This is a genomic window from Lactococcus sp. KTH0-1S (genome assembly GCF_052544945.1).
The window spans coordinates 117,248-141,878 of record NZ_CP195165.1 but is presented as its reverse complement, the minus strand read 5'-3'; the positions used below and the strand labels follow the sequence as shown (position 1 = coordinate 141,878).

At 31.4% G+C, this 24,631-nt stretch carries 19 protein-coding genes and 1 tRNA gene; 3 read left to right on the top strand and 17 right to left on the bottom strand.

Going from position 1 to position 24,631, the window contains the following annotated elements:
* Positions 1 to 15: 15 nt before the first annotated feature.
* Positions 16 to 708: a DUF975 family protein gene (locus ACRYLU_RS00715; RefSeq protein ID WP_003129712.1), complete on the bottom strand. Its 693-nt coding sequence runs from the start codon at positions 706 to 708 to the stop codon at positions 16 to 18.
* A gap of 191 nt (positions 709 to 899) precedes the next feature.
* Here ACRYLU_RS00715 and tgt point away from each other — a divergent pair, with 191 nt between their 5' ends.
* A complete protein-coding gene (gene tgt / locus ACRYLU_RS00710) occupies positions 900 to 2,048 on the top strand; it encodes a tRNA guanosine(34) transglycosylase Tgt (protein ID WP_003129711.1) in 1,149 nt (382 codons plus the stop codon).
* A gap of 62 nt (positions 2,049 to 2,110) precedes the next feature.
* A tRNA-Thr gene (locus ACRYLU_RS00705) sits at positions 2,111 to 2,183 on the top strand.
* A gap of 373 nt (positions 2,184 to 2,556) precedes the next feature.
* Here ACRYLU_RS00705 and ACRYLU_RS00700 read toward each other — a convergent pair.
* Positions 2,557 to 2,769, bottom strand: coding sequence for a hypothetical protein (locus tag ACRYLU_RS00700; protein WP_186758670.1), 213 nt, complete (start codon positions 2,767 to 2,769; stop codon positions 2,557 to 2,559).
* A gap of 522 nt (positions 2,770 to 3,291) precedes the next feature.
* On the opposite strand from ACRYLU_RS00700, the gene ACRYLU_RS00695 reads away from it, so the two are divergent.
* Positions 3,292 to 4,215, top strand: a complete 924-nt coding sequence (locus tag ACRYLU_RS00695; RefSeq protein ID WP_098393081.1) for an LCP family glycopolymer transferase — start codon at positions 3,292 to 3,294, stop codon at positions 4,213 to 4,215.
* A 22-nt stretch (positions 4,216 to 4,237) separates the two neighbouring features.
* On the opposite strand, the gene ACRYLU_RS00690 is transcribed toward ACRYLU_RS00695, so the two are convergent.
* From ACRYLU_RS00690 to ACRYLU_RS00620, 15 genes are all read right to left on the bottom strand, one after another.
* Positions 4,238 to 5,152 (bottom strand): phosphodiester glycosidase family protein, encoded by a 915-nt coding sequence (locus ACRYLU_RS00690; RefSeq protein ID WP_445081063.1) that lies wholly within the window; start codon positions 5,150 to 5,152, stop codon positions 4,238 to 4,240.
* Positions 5,153 to 5,301: 149 nt separating this feature from the next.
* Positions 5,302 to 6,678: an oligosaccharide flippase family protein gene (locus ACRYLU_RS00685; RefSeq protein ID WP_445081062.1), complete on the bottom strand. Its 1,377-nt coding sequence runs from the start codon at positions 6,676 to 6,678 to the stop codon at positions 5,302 to 5,304.
* A 23-nt stretch (positions 6,679 to 6,701) separates the two neighbouring features.
* Positions 6,702 to 7,808 (bottom strand): polysaccharide pyruvyl transferase family protein, encoded by a 1,107-nt coding sequence (locus ACRYLU_RS00680; RefSeq protein ID WP_313791858.1) that lies wholly within the window; start codon positions 7,806 to 7,808, stop codon positions 6,702 to 6,704.
* A 36-nt stretch (positions 7,809 to 7,844) separates the two neighbouring features.
* Positions 7,845 to 8,813 (bottom strand): glycosyltransferase family 2 protein, encoded by a 969-nt coding sequence (locus ACRYLU_RS00675; protein WP_445081061.1) that lies wholly within the window; start codon positions 8,811 to 8,813, stop codon positions 7,845 to 7,847.
* Complete coding sequence (locus ACRYLU_RS00670; RefSeq protein ID WP_313791860.1) at positions 8,813 to 9,907, bottom strand: hypothetical protein; 1,095 nt, start codon at positions 9,905 to 9,907, stop codon at positions 8,813 to 8,815. Before ACRYLU_RS00670 ends, ACRYLU_RS00675 begins: the two co-directional genes overlap by 1 nt.
* Before the next feature lie 5 nt (positions 9,908 to 9,912).
* Entirely contained in the window at positions 9,913 to 10,620 is a 708-nt protein-coding gene (locus ACRYLU_RS00665) for a glycosyltransferase family 32 protein (RefSeq protein WP_313791861.1), read from the bottom strand.
* A complete protein-coding gene (locus tag ACRYLU_RS00660) occupies positions 10,617 to 11,123 on the bottom strand; it encodes a glycosyltransferase (protein ID WP_313791862.1) in 507 nt (168 codons plus the stop codon). The genes ACRYLU_RS00665 and ACRYLU_RS00660 overlap by 4 nt, the downstream gene beginning before the upstream one ends.
* Positions 11,123 to 11,572: a PssD/Cps14F family polysaccharide biosynthesis glycosyltransferase gene (gene pssD, locus ACRYLU_RS00655; protein WP_313791863.1), complete on the bottom strand. Its 450-nt coding sequence runs from the start codon at positions 11,570 to 11,572 to the stop codon at positions 11,123 to 11,125. The genes ACRYLU_RS00660 and pssD overlap by 1 nt, the downstream gene beginning before the upstream one ends.
* Before the next feature lie 3 nt (positions 11,573 to 11,575).
* Positions 11,576 to 12,262, bottom strand: a complete 687-nt coding sequence (locus tag ACRYLU_RS00650; RefSeq protein ID WP_445081060.1) for a sugar transferase — start codon at positions 12,260 to 12,262, stop codon at positions 11,576 to 11,578.
* A gap of 21 nt (positions 12,263 to 12,283) precedes the next feature.
* Positions 12,284 to 13,048, bottom strand: a complete 765-nt coding sequence (locus ACRYLU_RS00645) for a tyrosine-protein phosphatase (RefSeq protein ID WP_445081059.1) — start codon at positions 13,046 to 13,048, stop codon at positions 12,284 to 12,286.
* Between the two features lie 54 nt (positions 13,049 to 13,102).
* On the bottom strand, positions 13,103 to 13,798 hold the full coding sequence (locus ACRYLU_RS00640) for a polysaccharide biosynthesis tyrosine autokinase (RefSeq protein WP_058217566.1): 696 nt from the start codon (positions 13,796 to 13,798) through the stop codon (positions 13,103 to 13,105).
* Between the two features lie 9 nt (positions 13,799 to 13,807).
* A complete protein-coding gene (locus ACRYLU_RS00635; protein WP_058205563.1) occupies positions 13,808 to 14,587 on the bottom strand; it encodes a Wzz/FepE/Etk N-terminal domain-containing protein in 780 nt (259 codons plus the stop codon).
* Positions 14,588 to 14,626: 39 nt separating this feature from the next.
* Positions 14,627 to 15,433 carry an SGNH/GDSL hydrolase family protein gene (locus tag ACRYLU_RS00630; protein WP_445081058.1) on the bottom strand — a complete coding sequence of 269 codons (807 nt, stop codon included), beginning with the start codon at positions 15,431 to 15,433 and terminating at the stop codon, positions 14,627 to 14,629.
* A gap of 2,768 nt (positions 15,434 to 18,201) precedes the next feature.
* On the bottom strand, positions 18,202 to 18,423 hold the full coding sequence (locus ACRYLU_RS00625; protein WP_143466200.1) for a hypothetical protein: 222 nt from the start codon (positions 18,421 to 18,423) through the stop codon (positions 18,202 to 18,204).
* Between the two features lie 116 nt (positions 18,424 to 18,539).
* Positions 18,540 to 24,491, bottom strand: a complete 5,952-nt coding sequence (locus tag ACRYLU_RS00620) for a SpaA isopeptide-forming pilin-related protein (protein WP_445081057.1) — start codon at positions 24,489 to 24,491, stop codon at positions 18,540 to 18,542.
* Between the last annotated feature and the right edge of the window lie 140 nt (positions 24,492 to 24,631).

Genomic DNA, 24,631 nt, shown 5'->3' with positions numbered 1-24,631 from the left:
TTGACAGCTTTTTTATTATTTACCAATATTTTCGTAATAAGCAATTGAAGCCATATTGAGATAAGGAGTAGTCCAGAATCCTGCTAAACCACCTGAGATACCATAAAGAACATACCACCAGAAGAAACTCAATTTGAAAATGAAGTAATTTCCACGCAAACCTTTCATCATTGTTGCTGATTCGCTAAGAACGCCCATAACACCGCTATAACGTCCTTCTTCTAACTGATCAAACAAAACATAAGTTGCTTGTGACCAACCAAGTCCCAAATAAATTGCAAATGCCCAACCAATCACTGGGATAAACATCAAGGCAACAAAAATCACCCCTTTGACAATACTTAAAAGAATAATTTTGCCAGCTGAACCATCATAGAAAGGTCCAAAAACATTTTTAAATTGTGGATTATTTCGTTCACCACGGAAAATTTTGATATAGTTAAAAATTGCACCAACTGTTACTACTGAAACGAATAAGGCTACAACAATCATTAAAATAGCAATAAGCAAAGTCGCAAAGCTAATCACCATCCAAACACTACCTGGAATACTATCAAAATTAGAAGTATTGTAGTCCATGGACTGCTTTACACCATTTCCTCCACCTAAAATCCCCGCAATAATTGGAATAATAAAGAGTAACATTTTTGAACCAAAATTATCTTTTAAAGCTCCTTTGGCTTGATTTTTCAATTCCCATCTTGACATAAAATACCTCCCAATACTTTGTCTTACATTATATTTACTTAATTATACCAATAAATAGGCAAAATCTCTAAGACTTTCGCCCGATTTTCAAAAAATCATCTATAAAAAGTATTTAATTTTTGTTATACTTATAAGTGCTTGCTTTTTAAGCTACAAGAAGACTCAATTCTACGAGTAAATAAAGGAATCTTATGACAGAACACGCAATAAAATACAGATTAATAAAAAAAGAAAAACATACAGGAGCAAGATTAGGAGAAATCATCACACCACATGGTACCTTCCCAACTCCAATGTTTATGCCCGTAGGTACTCAAGCTACCGTTAAAACAATGAGCCCTGAAGAACTCAAAACATTAGGCTCAGGGATTATTCTCTCAAACACTTATCACCTCTGGTTACGCCCTGGAGATGAACTTGTCGCTGAAGCTGGCGGTCTTCACAAATTTATGAATTGGGACCAACCTATTCTGACTGATAGTGGTGGTTTCCAGGTTTACAGCCTAGTTCAAAACAAAAAAAATATCACAGAAGAAGGCGTTAAGTTCAAGAGTCATTTGGATGGACGTGAACTTTTTCTTAACCCCGAAAAAGCAATCAGTATTCAAAATAATCTTGGCTCTGATATTATGATGTCCTTTGACGAATGTCCACCATTCTACCAACCCTATGACTATGTCAAAGCCTCTGTTGAAAGAACTTCGCGTTGGGCTGAGCGTGGCCTCAATGCTCATCGTCGTCCAAATGACCAAGGACTTTTCGGAATTGTTCAAGGGGCTGGTTTTGAAGATCTACGTCGTCAATCAGCTAGAGACTTGACTTCAATGGATTTCGCTGGTTATTCTATCGGTGGCCTTGCCGTTGGTGAATCTCATAAAGAAATGAATGCTGTCCTTGACTTTACAACACCAATGCTTCCAGAAGACAAACCCCGCTATCTAATGGGTGTTGGTGCACCAGACAGCTTGATTGATGGAGTTATCCGTGGAGTTGATATGTTTGACTGCGTTCTTCCTACACGAATTGCTCGTAATGGAACTCTAATGACTCATTTCGGTCGAGTTAACATTCGTAATGCTAAATACGAACACGATTTTACTCCACTTGACCCAATGTGCGATTGCTACACATGCACTAACTATACACGCGCCTACCTTCGTCATTTAATCAAAGCCGATGAAACTTTTGGCCTTCGTCTTTGTTCATACCACAATCTTCACTTCCTTGTTAATTTAATGAAAGACGTTCGCGGAGCCATTATGGATGATAACCTTCTGGAATTTCGAGAAGATTTCTGTGAGCGTTACGGCTACAATCAACCCAATGCCAAAGACTTCTAGTTCTTGAAAATAGGTTTAAAAAGTTGTATCATAATAAAAGTGGGTAACCACTTTCATTTTGTGCCGAGTTAGCTCAGTCGGTAGAGCACTTCACTCGTAACGAAGGGGTCGTAGGTTCGATTCCTATACTCGGCACTAAGTTAAAAGCCTTGTATCGTTGATATATAAGGCTTTTCCTTTATGATTTTTACTTTTTTTATCATATTCTTATAACCTCGATTTTTTTTAAAACTAAAGTTTTTATATTTCAAAAATGGTTATTTCCAATTTCTCTACCCATTTTCTAAACTTTATAACATTTCTTATAACTTTTTTGTTTTTTTATAAATTTATCCTTGTTATTTTAGCAAATATAAATTTATAACATCATCTAAAATACTATTATTAAACTAAAAGATTATTATTTTATATTGCCACTTCTTGCACTCGGCATAGTTAAAAAACCTTGTATCGTTTATATACAAGGTTTTTTATTTATACTTTTTAATTGCCCCTGAAACTGTCCCTCTCACAATATTTTTCTAATCGCTTCAAAACCTTCATCTCTCTTTTCATATAACAAATGACGATAAGTTTTTTCAAGTTGTAGTACAGTATGACCCAAAACTTTTGCGCAAATATCCACAGGTATTCCTGAATGAATAAGGTAACTAGCTCTTGTGTGTCTTAATCCATAAACCGATAGTTTAAAATCATCAACAGGCACTTTATCACTTTTCACCAAATGTATAAATTTGAATCTTCAATTATATCATCTACATAATCTTTTAACATTTCAAACTAATCTTCATACAAGGGGATAGGGCATCGACATAATTTTCTTTTATCGGAAGTTCTGATAATAGTTATTCGCTTTATTTGATTTTATCCTTGGTATCCCGTAATAGTTATCCCTTTTCTGTCCGAATTAACAACCTAAAAATTCGTAATTAATGTTATTAAATCAGACTATAATAACTTGAGTTTCAGCATGCCCTTAAACTTAAGAGTAATTAAGTAACTGTAGATTCATAGCTTTGTTAAACTATTTACCTCTGTGGTTTTAATCTAAACAAACTAACAATGCTCACCACACAAAAAAAAATAATAATTATTTATCATTATCAAATAATTATACTAACTTATAATCATAACTTTTAAGCGGGTAAAAATTTGATTTGTATATCTCATTACTTTAAGCTTAGGGTTTTTTACATACAAAATATGATATAATCTAGGAGAATAATAAATACACGGAGAGATTATGAACAAAAAAAAGAAGCATTCATTGAAGAATAGAAGGCATTCTCATCGTAAGAAAAAACATACTGTACTAAAAGTTATTTCTGTAATTGTTTTGTTACTCATTATTGCTATTGCCTCTATATCTTACGCCGCTTATAGAAATATTGAATCAACATTTTCAACATCATATGAAAATTTCCCTAAAACAACAAGTATCGACTTAAAAAAGTCTAAAACATTCACCACACTTATCATTGCAACTGGTAAAAATAATTCTAAAAATACAGCTTATGCTACTGTTTTAGCTTCAACGAATGTAAAGACAAATCAAACTACTTTCATGAACTTCCCAGTTTTTGCGACAATGCCTAATCAAAAAACAATCACTGAAGTTTACAATACGAATGGAGATGATGGAATTTTCCAGATGGTTAAAGACCTATTGAATGTGTCCATTAACAAAGTAATTCAGATTGATGTTAATAAAATGGGATCACTTGTACAGGCCACTGGTGGAATCACCATGCAAAATCCAAAGGCATTCAATGCTGAAGGTTATGAGTTTAAACAAGGAACTGTTAATTTACAAACTGCTGATCAAGTCCAAGCCTATATGACACAAATTGACGATACTGATTTGGATGCTTCAATCACCCGGATTCAAAATGTCTCAATGGAACTCTACGGAAATATTCAAAAAATTGCTCATATGAAAAAACTTGAAAGTTTCAATTACTATCGAGAAATTCTCTATGCTTTTTCAAACACTGTTAAAACCAATATAAGTTTCAATGATGCTAAAACGATCGTTATGAGCTACAATAAGGCTCTAAAGAATACCAGCAAGCTCAATCTACATACAACAGATGAAAATGGAGCTAAGGTCGTTTCTCAAACAGAATTAGACTCAGTCAAAACCCTTTTTGAAAAATCTCTAAAATAAAAGAACCAAGAGGTTCTTTTTTTTATTTCATTACAATATAATCCGGTACGGCTCGATCATCTTGACTAGCAACAATCGTTTTACCATTGACAGATAGTTGACTTGAGCCACCACTATCAAGTAATAACATATTTTGGAGCTTCAAATTTGACACTGATTTCATTATATTATCATAACCTGCATTTGTATCACTCAAAATAGCATAGAGATTATTATCTTTATCATTCGCAATAAAAATATGGATCTTCCAATCTACTGAGCCATCACTTGGTTGAATTTTACCATCACGGATAATTGCAGTACCAAAATCATAGGCTTGTTGCCCTCCGTTTTTAATAATAGTTGAAGCAGGTGTACTTGAATCATAAATTTTGCACGAACCATCTTTGTTAATAACAAAAGCATATTGAGTCGTTGTACCTGCACTCCAGTCTTGAATCAACTTTCCATTATTAATTTGAAATCCAGCTACTTGTCCTGTCTGCATATTAAATGCGGAAGCATTCATAATCAAAGCATTAGGATACTTAGCTATAACTTCTGACATTTTCATCCGTTGATCCGTACGATTGGTAACTGTTTTTAAGACTTCCGGATTGTTAATTCGATAAATAGTGATATTATTCGTAGATAAATCAGTAAATTTATCTAGATTTACCTTTGAGGGAACTTTAACCCACTCTGGTACACCAGTATCATCTACAAGTGCTGTACTACCTACGGCAGCTTCTTCACCTTTTTGCTCTACATAACCGTTGGAAGCTGAAGTTTTGGTCGGTTGATCCGAACTATTTGTTTTCGTATGATCAGTAGGAATAAGTGAATCTCTTAAGGCATAAGCCCCTGCTCCTATAAGGGTAATAATAATTAAGATAGGTATAATTATAGTCCAAATATTTTTTTTTTTGTTTTTTTTACGTACCACGATATCCTCCATTAATAAATATACTTAGAATAACTAAAAAAACTTTTATCTATTCTTTACAATAACAAATTATACTTTGATTTTTTTATTGTAGCATTAATAATATTAACCAAAGTATTTGTTTTAATTTTCAAAAAAGACATTCTTAAGATATTTGTAGTTTATAGACCTTTTCTACTTTGATTTCGCTTAATATATCTAAGTAAAAAAATCATCATGATCATTATAATACTGACTTTGATAATAATTAAGCTAAAATTAATATATTCAAAAACTGTTAAAGTTACATATCCTAAAATTAATATACCCTGTAACTTCCATTCAATTTGTATTTTGATCCATTCAGAAGTTTGCTTCAGTCTCAAAATACTAACAATAAAAAATCCTACAGCTCCAGATATTGCAGCCCCATTTATTCCTATTAGTGGTACTAATACAAAGCTTAATGCTATATTTATAGTAGTCCCCCAAATCGTTGTTGTAAATAATCCCTTTGTTTTCTTGGCTACAAGATATGTTGTACCAAAAAAAGCAGACATGTTCGAAAAAAAAGAGGTCATGAGCAGAATAGGAACAAGCTTCCAAGCATTATAAAATTTATCTGAGACATAGAATCCCATAAACCATTGTATTAAAACCACTACAATTGCGTTTATAATAAGTATTCCTCCAAACATTAAATTAAATGTCAGCGAATATAGCTCAGTAGTGTAGCTTTTTTCTTTTTCCTTTACTGCTGTCATTTGCCAAGCATTTGAAAACATACCGAATATGGTAGTTACCATTGTTGGAATCTTGTTGGCAATTGCAAAGATACCGTTAGCACTAGGGCCTACAAACGCCAAAATAATTAATTTATTAGCATCATTTGTTAACCACCACGCAAAACTATTTGGTATCATTGGTATTGAATATATTAATAGATCTTTTGTATTTGACCACGATTTTTTATTTAAACTTATATAAGTATACAGTTTATTATTTATAAATAGGAAAATTGTTGTAATCAATGCAGAAATTATTAAAGAGTATAGGTATCCATTTAATCCAAATTTAAATACCCACATTAAAATAACGTTTGATAATACATTAGATAGTGTTGCGATTATTCCAGATATCGCAAAGCTTTTAACCTTATTTATACCACGTGTGAAATTTTGAAACAAATTTAACAATAATGTTATCCCTAAATAGACACCAACTAAAAAGGAATACTTAATCCCCAATAATGATAAAATTCCAGATACTACTAAACTTAAAAATCCACCAATCAAGGATATTAGTAATCCATTCGTGAATATTTCAATATGATTATCGTCATCTAATGCAAATCTAAATATAGCTGAAAATACATTTAATGATACTAAAGGAACTAACATTGCAGTTGTAGTTGTTAGGATATCAGATATACCAAAATCTGCAGGGGATAGTATTTTGGTATAAAAAGGTACCATGACAAATGTTAACAAAATTGAGACACTATTTCCTATCGCAAATATGAAGGTATTTCCAGCTAAAGATTTAAGTATTGTTTTCAAAATTATCTTTCATTGTTAATATATTATTTAATAAACGTTTTTAAAGTTTCAGCTAAGGGTTCATATTTAGTGGCAATATCAAATTGGGGAACGGGTTTGCCAATAAGGTTTGACACCATAGTTGTGAAATCATCAATGTTAATTTCTTTACGTGAATCAACAAAGATAATATTATCTACATCCTTGAGCCAATCTTCACATGTCATTTTTATTTTGCTATTATAGTTATCGAACACGATACATGGAATTCCTGCAATTTGTGAGAAAATCATACCGTGAAGCCGGTCTGTGATAACAACTTTACTTTGTTTGATTTCGTCCCATTTCTTGTTGAGTTCTTTCAACCGATTTTCTGGAGTAATTTCGTAGGATGTTACAGTATCCGTATTATTAATACTGAATTTAGATTCTAATTTAGATATTAACATTTTTTCTAATTCTATATCCATTGTCTTTTCCAAATCAGATCTCATCATCAAAGTTATATCATTAGATTTATGAGTTATTTCATTAGATTTGCTACGAAGATTTAGGCTTAATACAATATCAGGAGTCATAATGACATTATTCTCGGGGAAGGTATCTTTGAAAAGGCTCTCGCTTTTAGACTCACGAGCTGTGATTGTTAGGTTTTTTCCAGATTTTGAAAAAATTGATTTAATTGTGTTCATCAATTTTTCACTATCTCCCTCTTCGTTAAATGTGTATGATTGAGGGAAAAATAATTTTTTATTAGAAGGATGATTTTTAATAATCGGTAAATAAAGGTCACTCAAAAAACCATATTTTGTTCCAAGATTCCCACCACCTGTAAATAAGATAACATCATCATTATTGATAATGCGTTCTATATGACGCAGAGGTGTATGTGATGGGACTTCTACAATTTCATATTGAGGGTTATGACCTTGAGCAATAACTTTTTCTAAGAATACTCTTTGAGCTTGAGCAATAGCATGATCACCTAAATTATCATAATCAGCTATACCTATAATTAAAATTTTATTTTTATTTTTAAGATTTGGGTCTAATTTTGATTGTTTAAAAAGAGATTGCATGTGTCGTTTTTTGGAACTAAGACCAGCCCACGTCTCAGTTGATAGATTGTTTTTGATAATTGATTTAATCATACCTGCTATAGATTTCTTTCTAAATATGTAATTTTTTTATTTTTTTAATTTTTTGATTTTAATAATTGCAACTTTTGTATTAAATTTAAGCCGCTCTTTAAACGGTCTAGCCGCTCTGATATATTTTGTAGATTGTAATGCTTCATCAAAACAAGTTACATTTTTATTTAGTTTTATATGATTCTTTGTTAATATCCGAGTCCAATCTCGCATAAATGAATAAATAGCTTTTTGTAAAACATTACGAATTCTAGAACTTTTTGTGATTGAAAGTTTTTTCAAAAATTCCCTAATTACAATTTCTTCAGATTCTGACATACGTGCCGCATTATTTGATGTTAAAATACTTCCAGGCCGAATTCTATACTGATAATCCGTATAATCTGTTGTAAAAACCCTATTAGCTTGTAAATATGCTCGTGTTGTGAAGTCACCATCTTCAAGTAAAATACCTGGAGTAAATCGCAAATTATGAGTATTTAAGAAATGGGTACTATATAAGCTTGACCATACAGCAAATGATGTGTTGTTGTCTAAAAATTTATTTAATACATTTAATCCTGAGTTTGAGTTTGTTGTAAAGTCGGCAATCCATCCTCTGGGTATGTTACCTTCAAAATCTCTGAATGATCCTCGAACAATATCTGCATTTTGACTATCTGCCACATCAAATAAATGTTTAATAAAATCTGGCTTAATTTTATCATCCGAATCAATCATAGCTACATACTTACCAGTCGCATTTTCGATCCCCGTATTTCGAGCTGCGGATAGTCCTTGATTTGGTTGTGAAATAACTCGTATTCTAGAGTCCGTTTCAATAAGATCTTTTATAATTTCAATTGATTTATCTTTTGTTCCATCATTAACAACAATAATTTCAAGATTAGAATATGTTTGAGCTTGAATAGATTTGATGCACTCTCTTATATACTCCTCTACATTGTAAACAGGAACTATAACGGATACTTTGTATTCCTCAATCTCTGTTTTATTAATACTCACTATGCCACCTTTTCTATTACTTTATTAGCCTCTTTCTGATCCATTATTACTATTAATACTGGAAATAAAATTACAAACCTAAAAAATGATGTTTCTGTAAATGCAATTAAAAAATACATCATAATTACTAAACTTTGCAACCTAGTTTGTGTTTTTCTCTTAAGAAAAAATATGAAAAAGAAAGTTACAAATAAAAACAATGTAAACAAAATTCCTTTTGCTAGCAAACTTTGAAGATATGCTGTATCTAACATTGTATTTTTAACATCATTATTCCCTATCAAATGTATACCAAATGTAGAATAAATCTCTTGATAAAGCGATATACGACCAGAAAGCAAACTATTGAGGGATTGATTAATAGGTGACTTTAACAACGAATAAGAGATTATTAAAAGAAGTAGTGGTAAAACTGTAATGCTCCTGTTTTCAAAATTTGAAACTTGCTTTTTAGTTTTTTTAGTACTAACAAATAAAATACTCAAAATAAAAAATAAGATATATCCTGAAGTTCTTGATTGAGTAAAGTAAAATATAATAAAAGTTACAATGGCAATAAAAATTATAGTTATTCTTTGTTTTTCAGTCCTCAAATATAATAAGGCTATCGCTATACCTAAAAAGCTCATCATTGCAAAATTCGGTTGGATAAACCCTAAACTCATACGGTTTATAAAAGCATCTCCACGCCACATTATCATATCAGAGCTTTTATTAAGCGACATCATTAAATACAGTACTATTGTCAAAATAAAACAAACACTAGAGGTAACAAAAAATGTTTTCATCACTTTTTTTAAATCTATTTCCGACTTACTTAACATAAAATAGAGTATCCACATTAAACCTAGGCTGAAATTACTAGGGTCACGATTTAAAACTACAAAAATAAAGGAAATTAGTAGAACAATAATCTCCTTTAAAGAAAATCCTTTTCTCTTTTTACAGAATAAGATATATGATAAGAGGATTGCACTCGCCATGCTAAAAGAGTATATTAAAGACGCAATTAATCCTGTATTATTTAAATAATCTAAAATTGCGACGCATAAGGCAACCACTCTCATCTCTCTTGTCATTGTTATTTTATTCATGATGATTATTTCCCAATTCTTTTAATGACCTTCTCGTAAAAATCATCCCCTACCCATTTCCTAAGTTGTATTTTAAGTCTTAAAAATTTATCTCTTTTATCTTTCCAACTCATATCATAGTGATGAATGGAGTAAGTATTTTCCGTTATTTTTAATCTATTTGTCTCGAAACTTAGAGGGCATAAATATTCAGTAGGTAAAATTACAGCATTGTCTAAATGTTGAATTTTATTGTTGCTTTTTAGACCATGTTTTTTTAAAAGATTTGTCGTGTGGGTTACACAAGTTATATTATCATTGCCTGAAAAAGGAATATTAGTATACAATTCTAAATTAGCTCTCACAATTGGATGATTTACTTCAGCTCCAAACCCTAGACCCGTATTTACTCTACCAGCTCTTTCCATTCCTAAATATAGACTATTATATAGCAATTCATCAAGAGATTTTATAAGCTCTACATCCGTGTCAAGATATATACCGCCTTCATTCCAAATTATATCGAGCCGAACAACATCTGTTACAAAAGCAAATTTTTTTTCTTGATATGCTTCCTTAATATATTGAATTTTATTTACATCATAGTTTTCCTCAGACCATTTTTTTATTTCATAATCTGGACAAAACCTTCTCCAACTTTCAATACATTTTAGCGCAGATTCTGGTAAAGGTTGCCCTCCGAACCAGCAATAGTGTATTACTTTTGGTATCATATCTTCTCACTTTTTATAAATAGCTGGTAAATTTCAGCACTGAATAATTTTATAAATTCAGTGTTGTGATTTACATTTTTTTGTAAGGTATCTGAAATTTTGGAACTAATAATATTTTCGAGAATGTCTTCAACATCTTCGCACAAAATCAATGGGTATCCCTTTTTCACAACCTGTTTACTTACCCAAAGTTGATGATCATTTATATGCTCATCAAATTTCATTTGCCGTGGAACAACTATCGGAATTTTACCTAGTTGTAATACTTGCATATAGGTAGATGGTCCGCCATGAGTAATAATCGTACTCGCTTCATTCATACATCTTTCCATAGTCTCATATCCAATAACCTTTTCCCATTTAGTATATTTGGGTTCATAAGTTGAGTACCCAATTTGCATGAATACATCGTCTTCGATTTCACCATCGCGTACAAGTTCATCAATTTTTTGAATGAGTCGATTAAATGGTTGTTCGTGAGTTCCAACAGTTACAAAAATCATTAGAAAATTCCTCCTAAATTAATTGCTTTAGGGTAAACTTTTTTTAACTCTTCCCATTGGACTATAAACTTATCAGTAACTGGATAAACTAATTTTCCTGTTAAGGTTGGTTTATCGATCCGGTCAAATATTTCAATATAGACTGTCTTTGCACCGAATAGTTTACCTAACCAAAAAAAAGGAACGGCTACCGCAGCACCACTCGAAATAATCAAATCTGGTTTTTCTTTTCTAAGTATTTTAAATGCAAGAATGGTATTTTTTATTGTGTTTTTTACATTTCTATTTGTGGGATAATAACAAGGATAAAATCTTTCTTCTTTCAATATAGATTTTGCATCTGTTTTATCAAATGTGACCCAAAATCTATCTTCGTTTTCCCAAAACTTTTTTAACAAATACAGGTGTGTCAAATGGCCACCGCTGGAACCTACTAATGCTACTTTCATTTTTTAATATGCGTCCGATCCTTTAATACTTTGTACAATTGTGAGTACTAGAAGCTTGATATCGTTTTTGGTGCTATGGTACTGGAGATAATAGAGTTCTAAATCTGCTCGTTGAGGGAAAAAAACTTTACTTCGCCCATGTGTTGTCCAATAACCAGTAATTCCAGGTTTACACATGAGTAAGTAAGAGAGGCGTTCCCCATATTCTTTCGCTTCAAAAAGCAGAATTGGTCTTGGACCGACTAATGCCATATCCCCTTTAAGGACATTGATAAATTGTGGTAACTCATCAATTGAATGTCGTCTGATAAATGAACCAATCTTCGTCACACGGGGATCATTTTCTAGTTTATTGCCATTGGCATGATAGGCGGATTTAACTTCTGGATGTAGCTCTAAATACTGCTCAGCATTAAGAATCATTGTTCTAAATTTTAAAATATAAAAAATTTTACCGTTTTTTCCATAGCGTTTTTGTTTATAGAACATTGGCCCTTGATCTTTTTCCGAGCTCATTTTGTAAGGGACATAGAGCAATGCAGCCGCGATAAGAAATAAGCCTGAACCCGCTAATCCCCCTAAAATATCAATCCCTCTTTTTATAATTATCTCTCTGTGAGAAAATTTTTTTAATTCTAATAAATTATGCCCTTCCGGTTCAGGTGATGAGACATCCTCAAAAACTTCCATTATTTACTCCATTTTATCCCTTTAAAATAATCCTAAAAATTTTTTTGTTTTGATCTTTGTTGGTTTTTCTTGATAAAAAATTTCGTTTAAAATCACTGACTCTGCATTATTTTGAAACATTTGTGATACATCAGAACCATAACTTTCTTCAATCATTTCAAATGCTTCCTTCATCTTAAATGCACGTGACGTAACATTATGCGCATCTGATGCAACAAAATGCGTCAGATGGTTTTCTATCATTTTAAATGACAGCTTTTGTATTTTTTTACCAAAATGACCAGTGACACTTGAAGCAGTTATCTGACTTAGTACTCCTTGTTCAATAAAATCAAATAATATATCCGGGTTCTCAATAATTCCACTATTACGTTCAGGGTGGACCAAAATAGGTTGAAGTCCCTCCAATTGAATATTATAAAAAAGTTCTTTAGCATAAGCTGGCACATGGTTTGATGGAAATTCAATCAATATATAACTTGAAGTGCCCGCTGCTGTCAGTAACTTTCCTTCAGAAAATTCTTTTAATAAATCACCATATATTCTCACCTCTTGTCCGGGTAAAACTTCAATTGGTAATTGATGTTCGTCAATGATATTTTGAACTTCCTTAACTTTTTTCAAAATAAGCGGTGATTCATTATTAAATTGAGGATTATGATGAGGAGTTGCAGTGATAGTTGTTATCCCTTCATCAATTGCTGATTTCAGCATTGTCAGAGTATCTCCAGAAGTTTTAGCTCCATCATCTATCCCCGGTAAAATATGGCAATGAATATCAATCATTTGCTCCCCTCTTCTACAAATTTCTGTCTTTTATTTGATTAAAATTTATTCCAATTACTCTACTCCGTAGTAGTAATACGACGGTGAGTCAGAAGAGTCTACCCCATGCAAAACAACTCCTAATATATTTGCATTAACTTGTTCCAGTATTTTTTTTGTTTTTGCTAAACTCTCTTTTTTTGTTTCATAGGCACGTACAACAAGAACCACTCCTCCTACATAACTACTCAAAATTTGAGCATCAGTAACTGCAGAGAGAGGTGGAGTATCAATCAAAACAACATCAAAGAAATCGGACACAGAGTCAATCAAATTCTTCATTGCACTAGATGCTAATAATTCCGATGGATTAGGTGGAATTGGACCAGAGGTAATTATTGTAAGATTTTCAGAAAGTCTTGTCCCTTGTATGGCATCTTCAATCGAAGATTGATGCATTAAAATATTGGTTAACCCTACTCTATTTTGTACTTTAAAAGTAATGTTAACAGTCGGTTTACGAAGATCACCATCAATTAAAAGTACTTTTTTACCTTGTTGTGCAAAAGCAACAGCTATATTAGCACTCGCGGTTGATTTACCTGCAGCTGCTTCTGAAGATGTTACTAGAAAACTTTTAATCCCTTGATCCGCCATTTTAAAATCAATGGTCGTACGAATCGTACGATATTGTTCAGAAATAGGTGATTGAGGATTGACACTGGTAATAATATAACGATTGTTGTCTATGCTTCTTTTATTTTTAGCCATCCTGAACTCCTATCTTTTATTCCTTTTTGATGATCTATTTACTTCATGGTCGCTAGGCGGACTTGACTTAGTTCCCGATTGCGTGCCATTTTTATTTGTATTCTTATTAAAATCACTCATTTGAGCATAGGTTGTTACACCAAGAACCGTGAGCCCCAGAGCTTCAATATCTTCTTCTTTATTAATTTTGTTATCAAATAACTCCTTCAATAAAGCAATGGCTAAACCTAAAACTAGTCCGGCTATAACAGATATCGCTAAATACAATTTAGGTTTAGGACTAATTGGTGTTGTTTGAACTTTTGCTTTGGATAGAATATTAACGTTAGTAACATTCAATAGTTTCGCTGCGTCTGAACTAAATATTTTAGCAGTCTCGTCTGCAATCTTTTGTGCAATGTAAGGATTAGAATATTTAACAGTAAGCGTAATAACTTGTGAATTTGTTTGATTTGCTGCTGTAACTTGTTTTTGGAAAGCGTCATCAGATAGATTTAAATTACTTTGAACTTTATCTAAAATGACTGGACTAACAATAACTTGGTTAATTGTGTTCGCCATTTGAATATTCCCGGTCACTTGTCCAGCGTAGGCTGCTGAATTATCCGAATTTGGTAATTTAACAACAAGTTGAGTTGAGGCTGTGTAAACTGGGGAGGCTATAAAAAATGTGTAAATCCCCCCTAATATTGTGACTATTAAAGCACTAAATAATATTAAACCTAACCTTTTGCGAATAATTTTAAAAATCCCTCTTAAATCAATCGTTTGTTCTTGTGTCTCCTGCATGTCTTCTCCAATATTTAATAGTTGTTATTTATAACTTAATTAGTTTGCTGTAAAATATTTAGTAATATAATCTAGCCAAATCTTATTCCCCGAATCATTTAGCGTTCTATAAACTCCATCATCAACAAATAGCCCCTTCATTTCATCAGAATTTTTGTCTGGGTAACTAGACCAGTAGTCTATATAGGGATATTTTGTAGATAAAGATTGTTTAAATTGTTCTTCTTGTACGGGGTACACAACACCACCATAAATCGGTGGAGAGGGTTGAACTATCACCTCTGCTCCTGTACTAGCCAAATTTGTTATAAGTTGCTCATTACTAGTCCGTGAGGCTGTTGCTTCAATGTTTTGGTTATCATTAAAAAGTGGAGCTTCATATAAAACAACATCAGGATTAGTCGCCAATACTTGATTTTGAACTTTTTCAGTCAATAATTGTTCACTGGTTTCACCATTGTAAGTGATATTTTTGATATTCCAAAACTTATTTCCATAATATTTTTGTAAATTTTGTTGAAATTTTTCAGAAATAACTGAATCAGATTGCCAAATACAAGTTAAAGTAACTTCTTTATTTTTGGATAAAACATCATCTATTTTATTTTGAACTGATTTTGGTAAATTTTTATAATGCTTTTTATAGGTAAGGTCTATCGAAATTTTTTCACTGCTATTTTTTACAACTTCTTTGCCTTTATCAGCTTTTGAAAGATTATTTATCCTAGAATTATAACTATAAAAACCTCCGATTAAAACTACTATACCTATAAGTATAGTAATTGTTACCCCTACCTTTTTTCTCATAAATAATAAGAACTCCCATAAATTATTATCTTGTAACATAATTTGTTTTTTATCAGTCTAAAATCGCTTATATCTTAGCTAAGGCTTTATAAAAATAGTTGTATATTCAATTACTATGATATAGGCTCAAATTCTCTTGTATGCTTCAAAATGTGATGATAAACCAATAATAATGAACAGTGAAGTATATCATTTCCATTATTCATAAAATGCCTTGAATAACCTTTACCTTTTTACGATTTTCAAATTTCCCCAAAAAAAAACAACCGACTTTTATATACTTTTACAAGTATGATATATTATTTCTTCAAATCCTATCTTCTGAATTGAATCCCAAAAGTAATAAAATTCATATACTAACTTTATATTTATTCACAATATTATTCTTTAGAACACTTATATATTCAAAAGCATACAAGAATGTATATATACAGTATATAAAATTAATTCTTATATATCAAGCGGAGTCCTGATGCATATAATTTCATTATTTTCTATATTTCAATATTCTTTCTAAAAAACAAATTTATGTTACAGAAATCATTAATGACAGTATAGATTAATACCCTAGGTTGATAAATAAATCTTTGATATCTATCACTTTTTTATAAAACGCTCATTTCATTCATAGTTCTATGAGAATATCACCAATATAAAATAAAATATATATAAGATTTACTGGTTACAATTCTTATTTTTTGTCATTCAAATAATATCTATTTTTACCCCAAAATCTTTTCTTAGGCAAGTAGATTAGGTTTAAAGAGACTAATTCGCAAATCATTTTAGTTGCTATTTTCACTAAAAGTGAGATTACAATTTTTATAAGACATATTTATATTTTATGATTCTCATTTTTCAAGTTACTATTATTTGTATGTTTGCAGTATTCAGTCTTCAGTAAATCTCCTAATATTCTTATTCATATTAGACGCTAGGTTTTTCTTTTATTAACAATGTTTTGCTTGATAACCTATAAAAAAGCTAACAAAATAAATAATTATAAAAAAGCTTGTATCCCTTTAACTCAAATGATGTCTTTTGATAAACAATTGATAAATAAAATATACTTTTTTTCAATAAATATTTTTAAATTTTAAATATTTATTGTTAAACAATAAATAAAGATTGATAAACAATTGATTTTGCTATAAACTTATAGTGTAGGAAGGGACCTCGTCAAGAAAGTTTTAAAATATTTATCTTTATCGGTGAATCATGAATTAAAATGTACAATAAATTAAAAGTGATTTATTTAAGCTTATTTGATTTTCTCAAAATTTAGTAAAGTATAGATTAAAGACTACAAGATACAAATCGGAATAAATATTGAAATTACTTAAAAATACTAGTTAAATCTATGCGATTTAGTATATTAGTAACTTGCGACTTTCTGAAATTAATAAATTAAAAGGAGTCTATTTGATTTATAAAAAATATGGAGAAGTTTTTCGACGAATAAGAGAACAAAAAAGATTTCTCTCTCTGAATTTAAAGCAGTTGAAATTCCTAAAACAACTCTGTCTAAATTCGAAGGTGGGAAATCAATGATAGGTTTTGAGAAAGTTGTAATTGCTCCTCAGTTCATACACATTGGACTGGATGAATTTGAACAAATGTTAAATGGATATTCACTTAGTGATACAAGACAGATTCTTGAAATTTAGAAAGATCAGTCTTTGCTGGAGATAATATTGAATTAAAATCGATTGTTAAATCCGCAGATGAACTCGGGTTCCATTACGTTTCTCTCGCTGCAAAGGCCTCATTTAAAAATTTAATAGAAGATGAAATATATGAAATTAATGGTTAACTCTATAATACAAAGATATGGAATTACAATAAACTTTGTGTTTTCTATTTTACAGCACCCAATCTCTCCCCTCGTGCTATAAATTCATATCATGGACTCTCTTCTAGAGAAAGAACAGTATTTTTTAATTCTAAAAGCATCAGCTATATGTTGTAAGAGTCTCATGTCGTGCTATTACAATTCTTTCGCAAAAGAAATATAGAGATTATTCTGAATACATTCTAAACCGTCTAAAAAATTTAAATATCATTGACAATATGTATCCAGAAACCTTTACAATCATACTCAAGGTTTCTGGATACATAATTTTGTGAGTAAATCTAAAGGGAATCAAAATGTAAATATAGCTCTTGATAATTTTGAAGAAGCAAGAATTGCGAAATTTTATCGAGGTCTATATAACGATTATGTTGAAAAAATGATACTCATACGATATAGCATCGGTGAGTATTTTTAATAATTTATTTAAATTTAAAATCATAAAAATTGATATTAACCAACTTTTAAAATTTCTTGAAAAGTAATCTTTTCCCAAGTTGAATTTTAAGTAGGGAGGGATAGAAGATAAACTAAATAATGAATTAATTAAATTTATTTTTAATCCCATCATTTCTGAATTCATTGGCAAATTTGACACACCTGTAAGTAAGTTAGCATTCCTACATTTTACGAAAAATAATAAACAAAAAGATAAAGTATAAAGTATTACTCTTTAATTCGTGCTATTTAATCCTTCTTCCATAAATAGAAAGAATTTATTATATTCATGAACCTGGCAATAATTTATTGTGTAATAGACTCATGATTATACAAAGCCTCCTAAAACCCACAAAAATTCTAATTGTAGCAATAATATAATAACCCACAGGTCTAATTTTTACATTTTTTGAAATTGTTTGCTTTTAAAATGGTCCTTCTATTTAACTTGTGCTATCTTTTCCTTTATTTTACATCAAATATAGAAACAGGAGGAACTTTGCCACAACTTGAATAGCTACATCTTAACTGAATAGTAGCATCTAGCACCCTTTCTTGTAATTATTGGTTCAATTTTTAACTCATTTAACATCTTTTCCATTACTTCATTTACTGTGGTTACATTTGGAATAGCATTTTGTAAACTATAATGATGAAAGAAAAAATTTTCTTCATTGGTCAATACAAGCTTAATATTTACTTGATTTTGAGCTTTTTTGAGTGGTTCTAACATAGCCATTTTTACTTATTGTAATACTGCGAACCGAAGTATGATAAACTTATATATTTTTCTATTAAGTCACTACCACTTTTTCCAAATTAAAAACATGGCCAAAGCCATGTTTTTATATAATTTTACATTTTACGTCTTTTAAAAAGTACATACAAAGCAGCACCCACCATTAATAGCCCGATACCAACTATAGGCAAGAAAGTATTTCGTTCCTCTCCTGTCTTAGGTAATTCTGGTTTTTTAGGTGTAATTGGAATTTTTTTATTGACGAACTTTCCAGTATTAACAACTTGTGGTTTGTTTTCTGCGCTTGCTTTAATTTCAAAAGCTCTAGTTTCTTGACTTAATTGATAACCTGTTGGAGCCTTTGTTTCAACAAAAGTGTATTTACCTGGTTTTAGATGATTTGCCTTAATTACTCCATTTGCATCAGTTTTGATCCCCTTAATAACTACTTCATGAGTTTCACTATTAGTAATATTAAAGACTGCACCTGAAAGAGTTTTACCATTCTCATCTACCTTAATTAATTCAGCAGAGCCTTGATAATTGATAAAATTATCGGAAGCCATAACTATTTTTGGTTGATTCTTTTCTTTTGTTGAAATAGTAAAATCAACTTTTGAAGTATTCAAGATATAGCCACTTGGAGCTTTTGTCTCAACAAATGAATAATCTCCTGGTACAAGATTTTCAATTAAAACTTTTCCTTCTTTATCAGAAACCAAGTTCTCTTTGATACTCTTTCCTTTTGAATCAATAACTTTAAAGACTGCGCCTTCTAAAGCTTGACCTTGGCTGTCATGTTTAATTAATTCAGCAGAGCCTTGATAGTTGATGAAATTATCGGAAGCCATGACTACTTTAGGTTGACCCTCTTCTTTTATTGAAATAGTAAAATCAACTTTTGAAGTATTCAAGATATAGCCGCTTGGAGCTTTTGTCTCAACAAATGAATAATCTCCTGGTGCCAAATTGTCAATTAATACTTTACCAGTTTTATCGGAAGCCAAATCTTCTTTGATTATTTTTCCTTTTGAATCAACAACTTTAAAGATTGCACCTTCTAAAGCTTGACCTTGACTATCATGTTTAATCAACTCAGCTGATCCTTGATAATTAATAAAGTTATCGGAAGCCATGACTACTTTTACTTCACCTTTTTCTTCACCTGAGATGCTAAAGTTAACTGGCAGAGTATTCAAAATATATCCTTTAGGTGCTTTAGTCTCAACAAATGAATAGTCACCTGGAGCCAAACCTTCAATTAATACTTTACCAGTTTCATCAGAAGTTAAACCTTCTTTTATGGTTTTTCCATCTGCATCAATCACTTTAAAGATTGCACCTGATAAAGCTTGACCGTTGATATCATGCTTAATCAATTCAGCTGACCCTTGATAATTAATAAAGTTATCTGAAGCCACAACAAGTTGAGGTTGTCCTTCACTTTCATCTAAGATTTTAAAATCAGTAGGGTTAGTATTTAAAACATAACCGGTCGGAGCCTGTGTTTCGATAAATGAATAGTCACCCGGAGCCAAGCCTGTAACATTTACTTTACCAGCTTTATCAGATGTTAAACCTTCTTTTACTAGTTTTCCAGTGTTATCGACTACTTTAAAAATTGCACCTAAAAGTGGCTGACCTTGGCTATCTCGTTTAATTAATTGGGCTGATCCTTGGTAATTAACAAAGCTATCTGAGGCTATAATTGTTTTGGGTTGACCTTCTTCTTTGTCTGAAATCGTAAAGTGAACAGGATTTGTGTTAAGAATATATCCTGTTGGTGCTTGGGTTTCGATAAATGAATAGTCACCTGGAGCCAAGCCTGTAACTGTAACCTTACCATCTTTACCAGATGTTAAATTAGACTGTATAGTATTTCCTGCTTTATCAACAATTTTAAAGATTGCATCTGAAAGTGGGTGACCTTGGCTATCTTCTTTAATTAATTCAGCTGATCCTTGATAATTGATAAAATTATCCGAGGCATTAACAACTTTTGGTTGGCCTTCTTCTTTGTCTGAAATTGTAAAGTGAACAGGATTTGTATTTAGAATATATCCTGTAGGAGCCTGTGTTTCAACAAATGAGTACTCACCGGGAGCTAAATTATTAGCGATAACTTTACCATCTTTACCGGAAGTTAAACCTGTTTGTATCGGTTTTCCATCTTTATCAACAACTTTAAAGACCGCTCCAGAAAGAGCTTGACCATTATTATCATGTTTAATCAGTTGAGCTGAACCTTGATAGTTAACTTTTTCCAAGTTGATATCTGGTATGATTCCTTCTTCATTGGCTTTGAGTTCAAATTCGACTGGCGTAGGATCTAAAATATAACCTGTCGGTGCTTTTATTTCGACAAGTGAATATTTACCAGGCAATAGTTTTTCAATCGTTACATTTCCTGAGTTATCCGAGGTAATTTTTTCATAACCTGAAACGACTTGTCCTGTACTATCCAAAACTTCAAATTCTGCACCTTGAAGAGGATTTTTTACTTCTTCGCCATTTTTGATTGTTAACCCAAATTTTTTCAAAACAACTTTTGTAGGATCATTTAGAATATCTTGAAGTGGGAAATTAGAATTCTTTCCATCTTGTGCAATTGTTACTTTTTTACCAATCGCTAATTCTTCATCAATTGTATATCCCGTTGGAGCCTTCGTTTCTATTAAAAGATAATCTCCCACTCTAAGATTACCCAGCTTTAAATCACCATTGCCGTCTGTATCTCCTTCACGTATTAATTTATCTTTTTTACCATCTTTTCCAATAGACCATAGTTGTAGATGTGCTCCTGCAAGTTTTTCCTTTTGGGGTCCAACCTTTTCAAATGTAACTGAACCTTTTGATCCGTTTGCGCTTCCGTTATGGTTAATTACGGGCACGTCTTTTTCAACATCTTGTTCTATTGTTTTCTCGTTGTCTCCAGTAATATGGGCTTGATTACTTACCACATCATTAGATTTGTCAGAGGTAATTAATGCACGATATTCTACAACATATGCTGTGTTAATTTCTGATAAAAATTTAATTTTAACTGTTTGAGCCCCTTTAGAATTATCAGTTTGGATATCCACAGAATAATCTTTGCCTTGTTCAAGTATAATATTTTTATTCTCAGTAATATTACCAGAGGCATCAATACTTGTTCCATAAATAAGAATATCTTTTGCTACAATATACTGATTTGAGGAAGGATTATCGGTAACTTCAACATTTTTTAAGGTAGATTGCGAGGCGTTTACTGTCAGTTTCCAATTTACATAATTAGAATCTGTACTTGACTGTGAGCCATCTTTCGTTACGAATTCTCCTTGATGGGCAGGAGTGACACTAGCACTTAAATCATGTGAAATGTCCTTATTCGTAAATGTCGCTTTGTTTTTGTATTCCTTCTGATTGATGAGGTTACCTTCTAGACTTGTTTCAAATATTAGAACATAGGCTTTTGTGCTTCCATCTGGTAGTTCTACCTTAACACTTCCCTTGCTTTCTATTATTTTTATTCCCATATCTGAAGTAACTTCAGCACCTAAAGTATAAGTACCATTTTTATTAATCGTAGCTTCATAGACTTTAGCACTTCCAGAAACATAGTTTTGATCATCAGAAATTGGATCAATTATTGAGGCATTGCTTAATTCTTGTTGATTGAAATTTGCTGCAATTGTCCATGTAATTTTTTTGCTGGTTGCATTATATGAACCAGATTTTTGTCCATTATATTGGAACGGAGGTATTGGTTTAAATTCTTTATGATCATTATTAGTATGATCTCCACCATTTTTATCCTTCCAAGTCATTGAAGCATCATTTACAAATTTGATATCTCCTTCATGACCAGACCCATTATCAATCACACTAGTATCAAATTTTGTTTTGTATTTAATTTGATATTTATGATCTGTTCCCTCCTTAAGTGGGGAATTAAAGGAAACTGAAAAGCCTGTTGCTGTTTTTACCAGTGTATATTCTGTTGGGGAGAGTACTTTATTTCCAGCAGTTTTATCAATAATTTGGAAAGTATTTTCAAGGAAAGTCAATCCTTCAGACATTTTGTCTTCAAGTGACCAGTTTTCCATCCAATAACCTGCACTATTAATATCTATTTTCCATGGAATTTCTCTATTCTCATAATCAATAGCTCCATCAATATTTTTAACGATTCCTTGTTGAGTCGCATTACCACCTGACTCGCTGTTATCTCCTGTATCAGTTGTTACTGAGTTATCAATAGTGACATTTCCATCTACGATATCTTTAACCTTCGTTTGATATTCAACTTTTACTGCATAATCGATATCAGTAATAAACTCAATTTTAAATTTTTGAGGATTATCAGGGTCTTGTACAAGTTTATAATCTTCCCCTTCTTTTAATTGAGCACCTTTAATTTCTTTTCCGTTACTATCAAAAGTAATTTTATAAAGTTTAACACTTCCGTTCACCAGCTCGATGGCATCACTCATGGTATCTTCAATAAATGCCCCAGCTTTATGATTTTTTTCATTATAATTGTATTCTATATTCCAATTATAAATTTGATCGTTCCCTGTTGTAAATGGTCCATTTTTTTTAATTGGCCCTTTATATTGTGCAGTAACAGAGGCACTTGCATTGGTATCTGTTTTTCCATCATTTAATGTCGCTGTATTTTTAAAACTTACATTTCCCTCTTTTTCTGGAATGCTACTTTCATCTATAGTTGTTGTATAGACAACATTGAACGCTTGTTCGGTGGTAGCGTACTTACCAATAAAAGTAATTTTTCCATTTGAATCAACAGTATAATCTGTACCTTTTACTAAAGGATGTTCTTTATCAATGGAAATGATTTCTCCATTTTTTCCAACTGTCTCAGGGTAAATTTCGACGGATTCATAAGTTGTCCCTTCTGGCATTGGATCGGTAAGTGTAGCATTTTCCATTGTATTTAATGGACGGTTAATATTTATTTCCCAAATAACTTTACTAGGATTTGGAGTTTTATCGAAATGTCCTGATTTATCAATTGCTTGGTCATAGTTTGGCCGAACATGGATTTCTGAAGGGGGAAAATTTTCCTCCGTTGGTGTATCAATTACAACTTCTCCTGGAACGATTGTCTTATCGAAATGTGCATCATAATGAAAGGTACCCTTGATATCATGATAGCTTTCAACTTTTTCATTGAAGACGAAACGAACGGTTCCATCTGCATTAACTGTATAGGTTCCATAATCTCCCAATGATGATGTCGCTTGCTCAATTGTTACCCCATCAGGAAGTTTAAAATCAAAATAATCTCCTGATTTCAATGGTAAGATATCTTCTGGAATACTCCAGGTATAATCGATTTGAACTTCTGCATCTATCGGAACATCTGTTTGATCTGGATAAGGTTTTCCTTCTTTATCAAGATATATGACCTTAGCTGAGTCGATAATAGTCGCTGGTGAAATTCCTGATTCTTCTAGAAGTTTACGAATATCTTGATTTTCAACAGATTTTTCAGCTTGCTCTGAATGTTTAGTCGTAGTGCTTTCTTTTTCTTTGATTTCAGGCGTAACAGTATTTTGAGTCACAGTGGAAGTTGACTGACTTGGAACTTCTGAAGTCGAACTCGTTTTTGGCAACAATACATCAACCTGGCTATCATTTAACTTGGCTGTTAATCGCTCAAAGTTTTTCAAAAGTTCTTTAGAGATTGAAAAATTGATTTTGACTTCGCTTGTATTTTGTGAACTAAGATCAATTGTCAATCTATTTTCGTCAGCAGTATAAGATGCTGTTGACTTTTTTCTGTTACTATCATTTGGTTCATTAATTTTAATTGATTTATCTAAGTCAATAATGGCTGTTTTACTTTTCAATGTTGACTGATTAATCTTGAGACTTAAATCAAATGTCATTAAATCATCATTACTTTCAGATTCATCTATTTTAAATTGACTTAATGTTATATCTGAATTATTTGTTTCTTCATTTATTGCTCCTGCAATTGCTCCAACTGGGGTAATAACATATTGCAAAAGCAGTATTAAACCTAAAATTATAGAAATAACTTTTTTTCTGCTTTTCATAATGTCCTCCTTTTGATTTTAAATCAGTTTTGTAAGCGATGTATTTTATTGATTACATTATCTTATAAAAACTACTGATTCTAGGACATTATAACACAATACAATACAAATGTGTAATAAATTTCATACATTAAATTCTA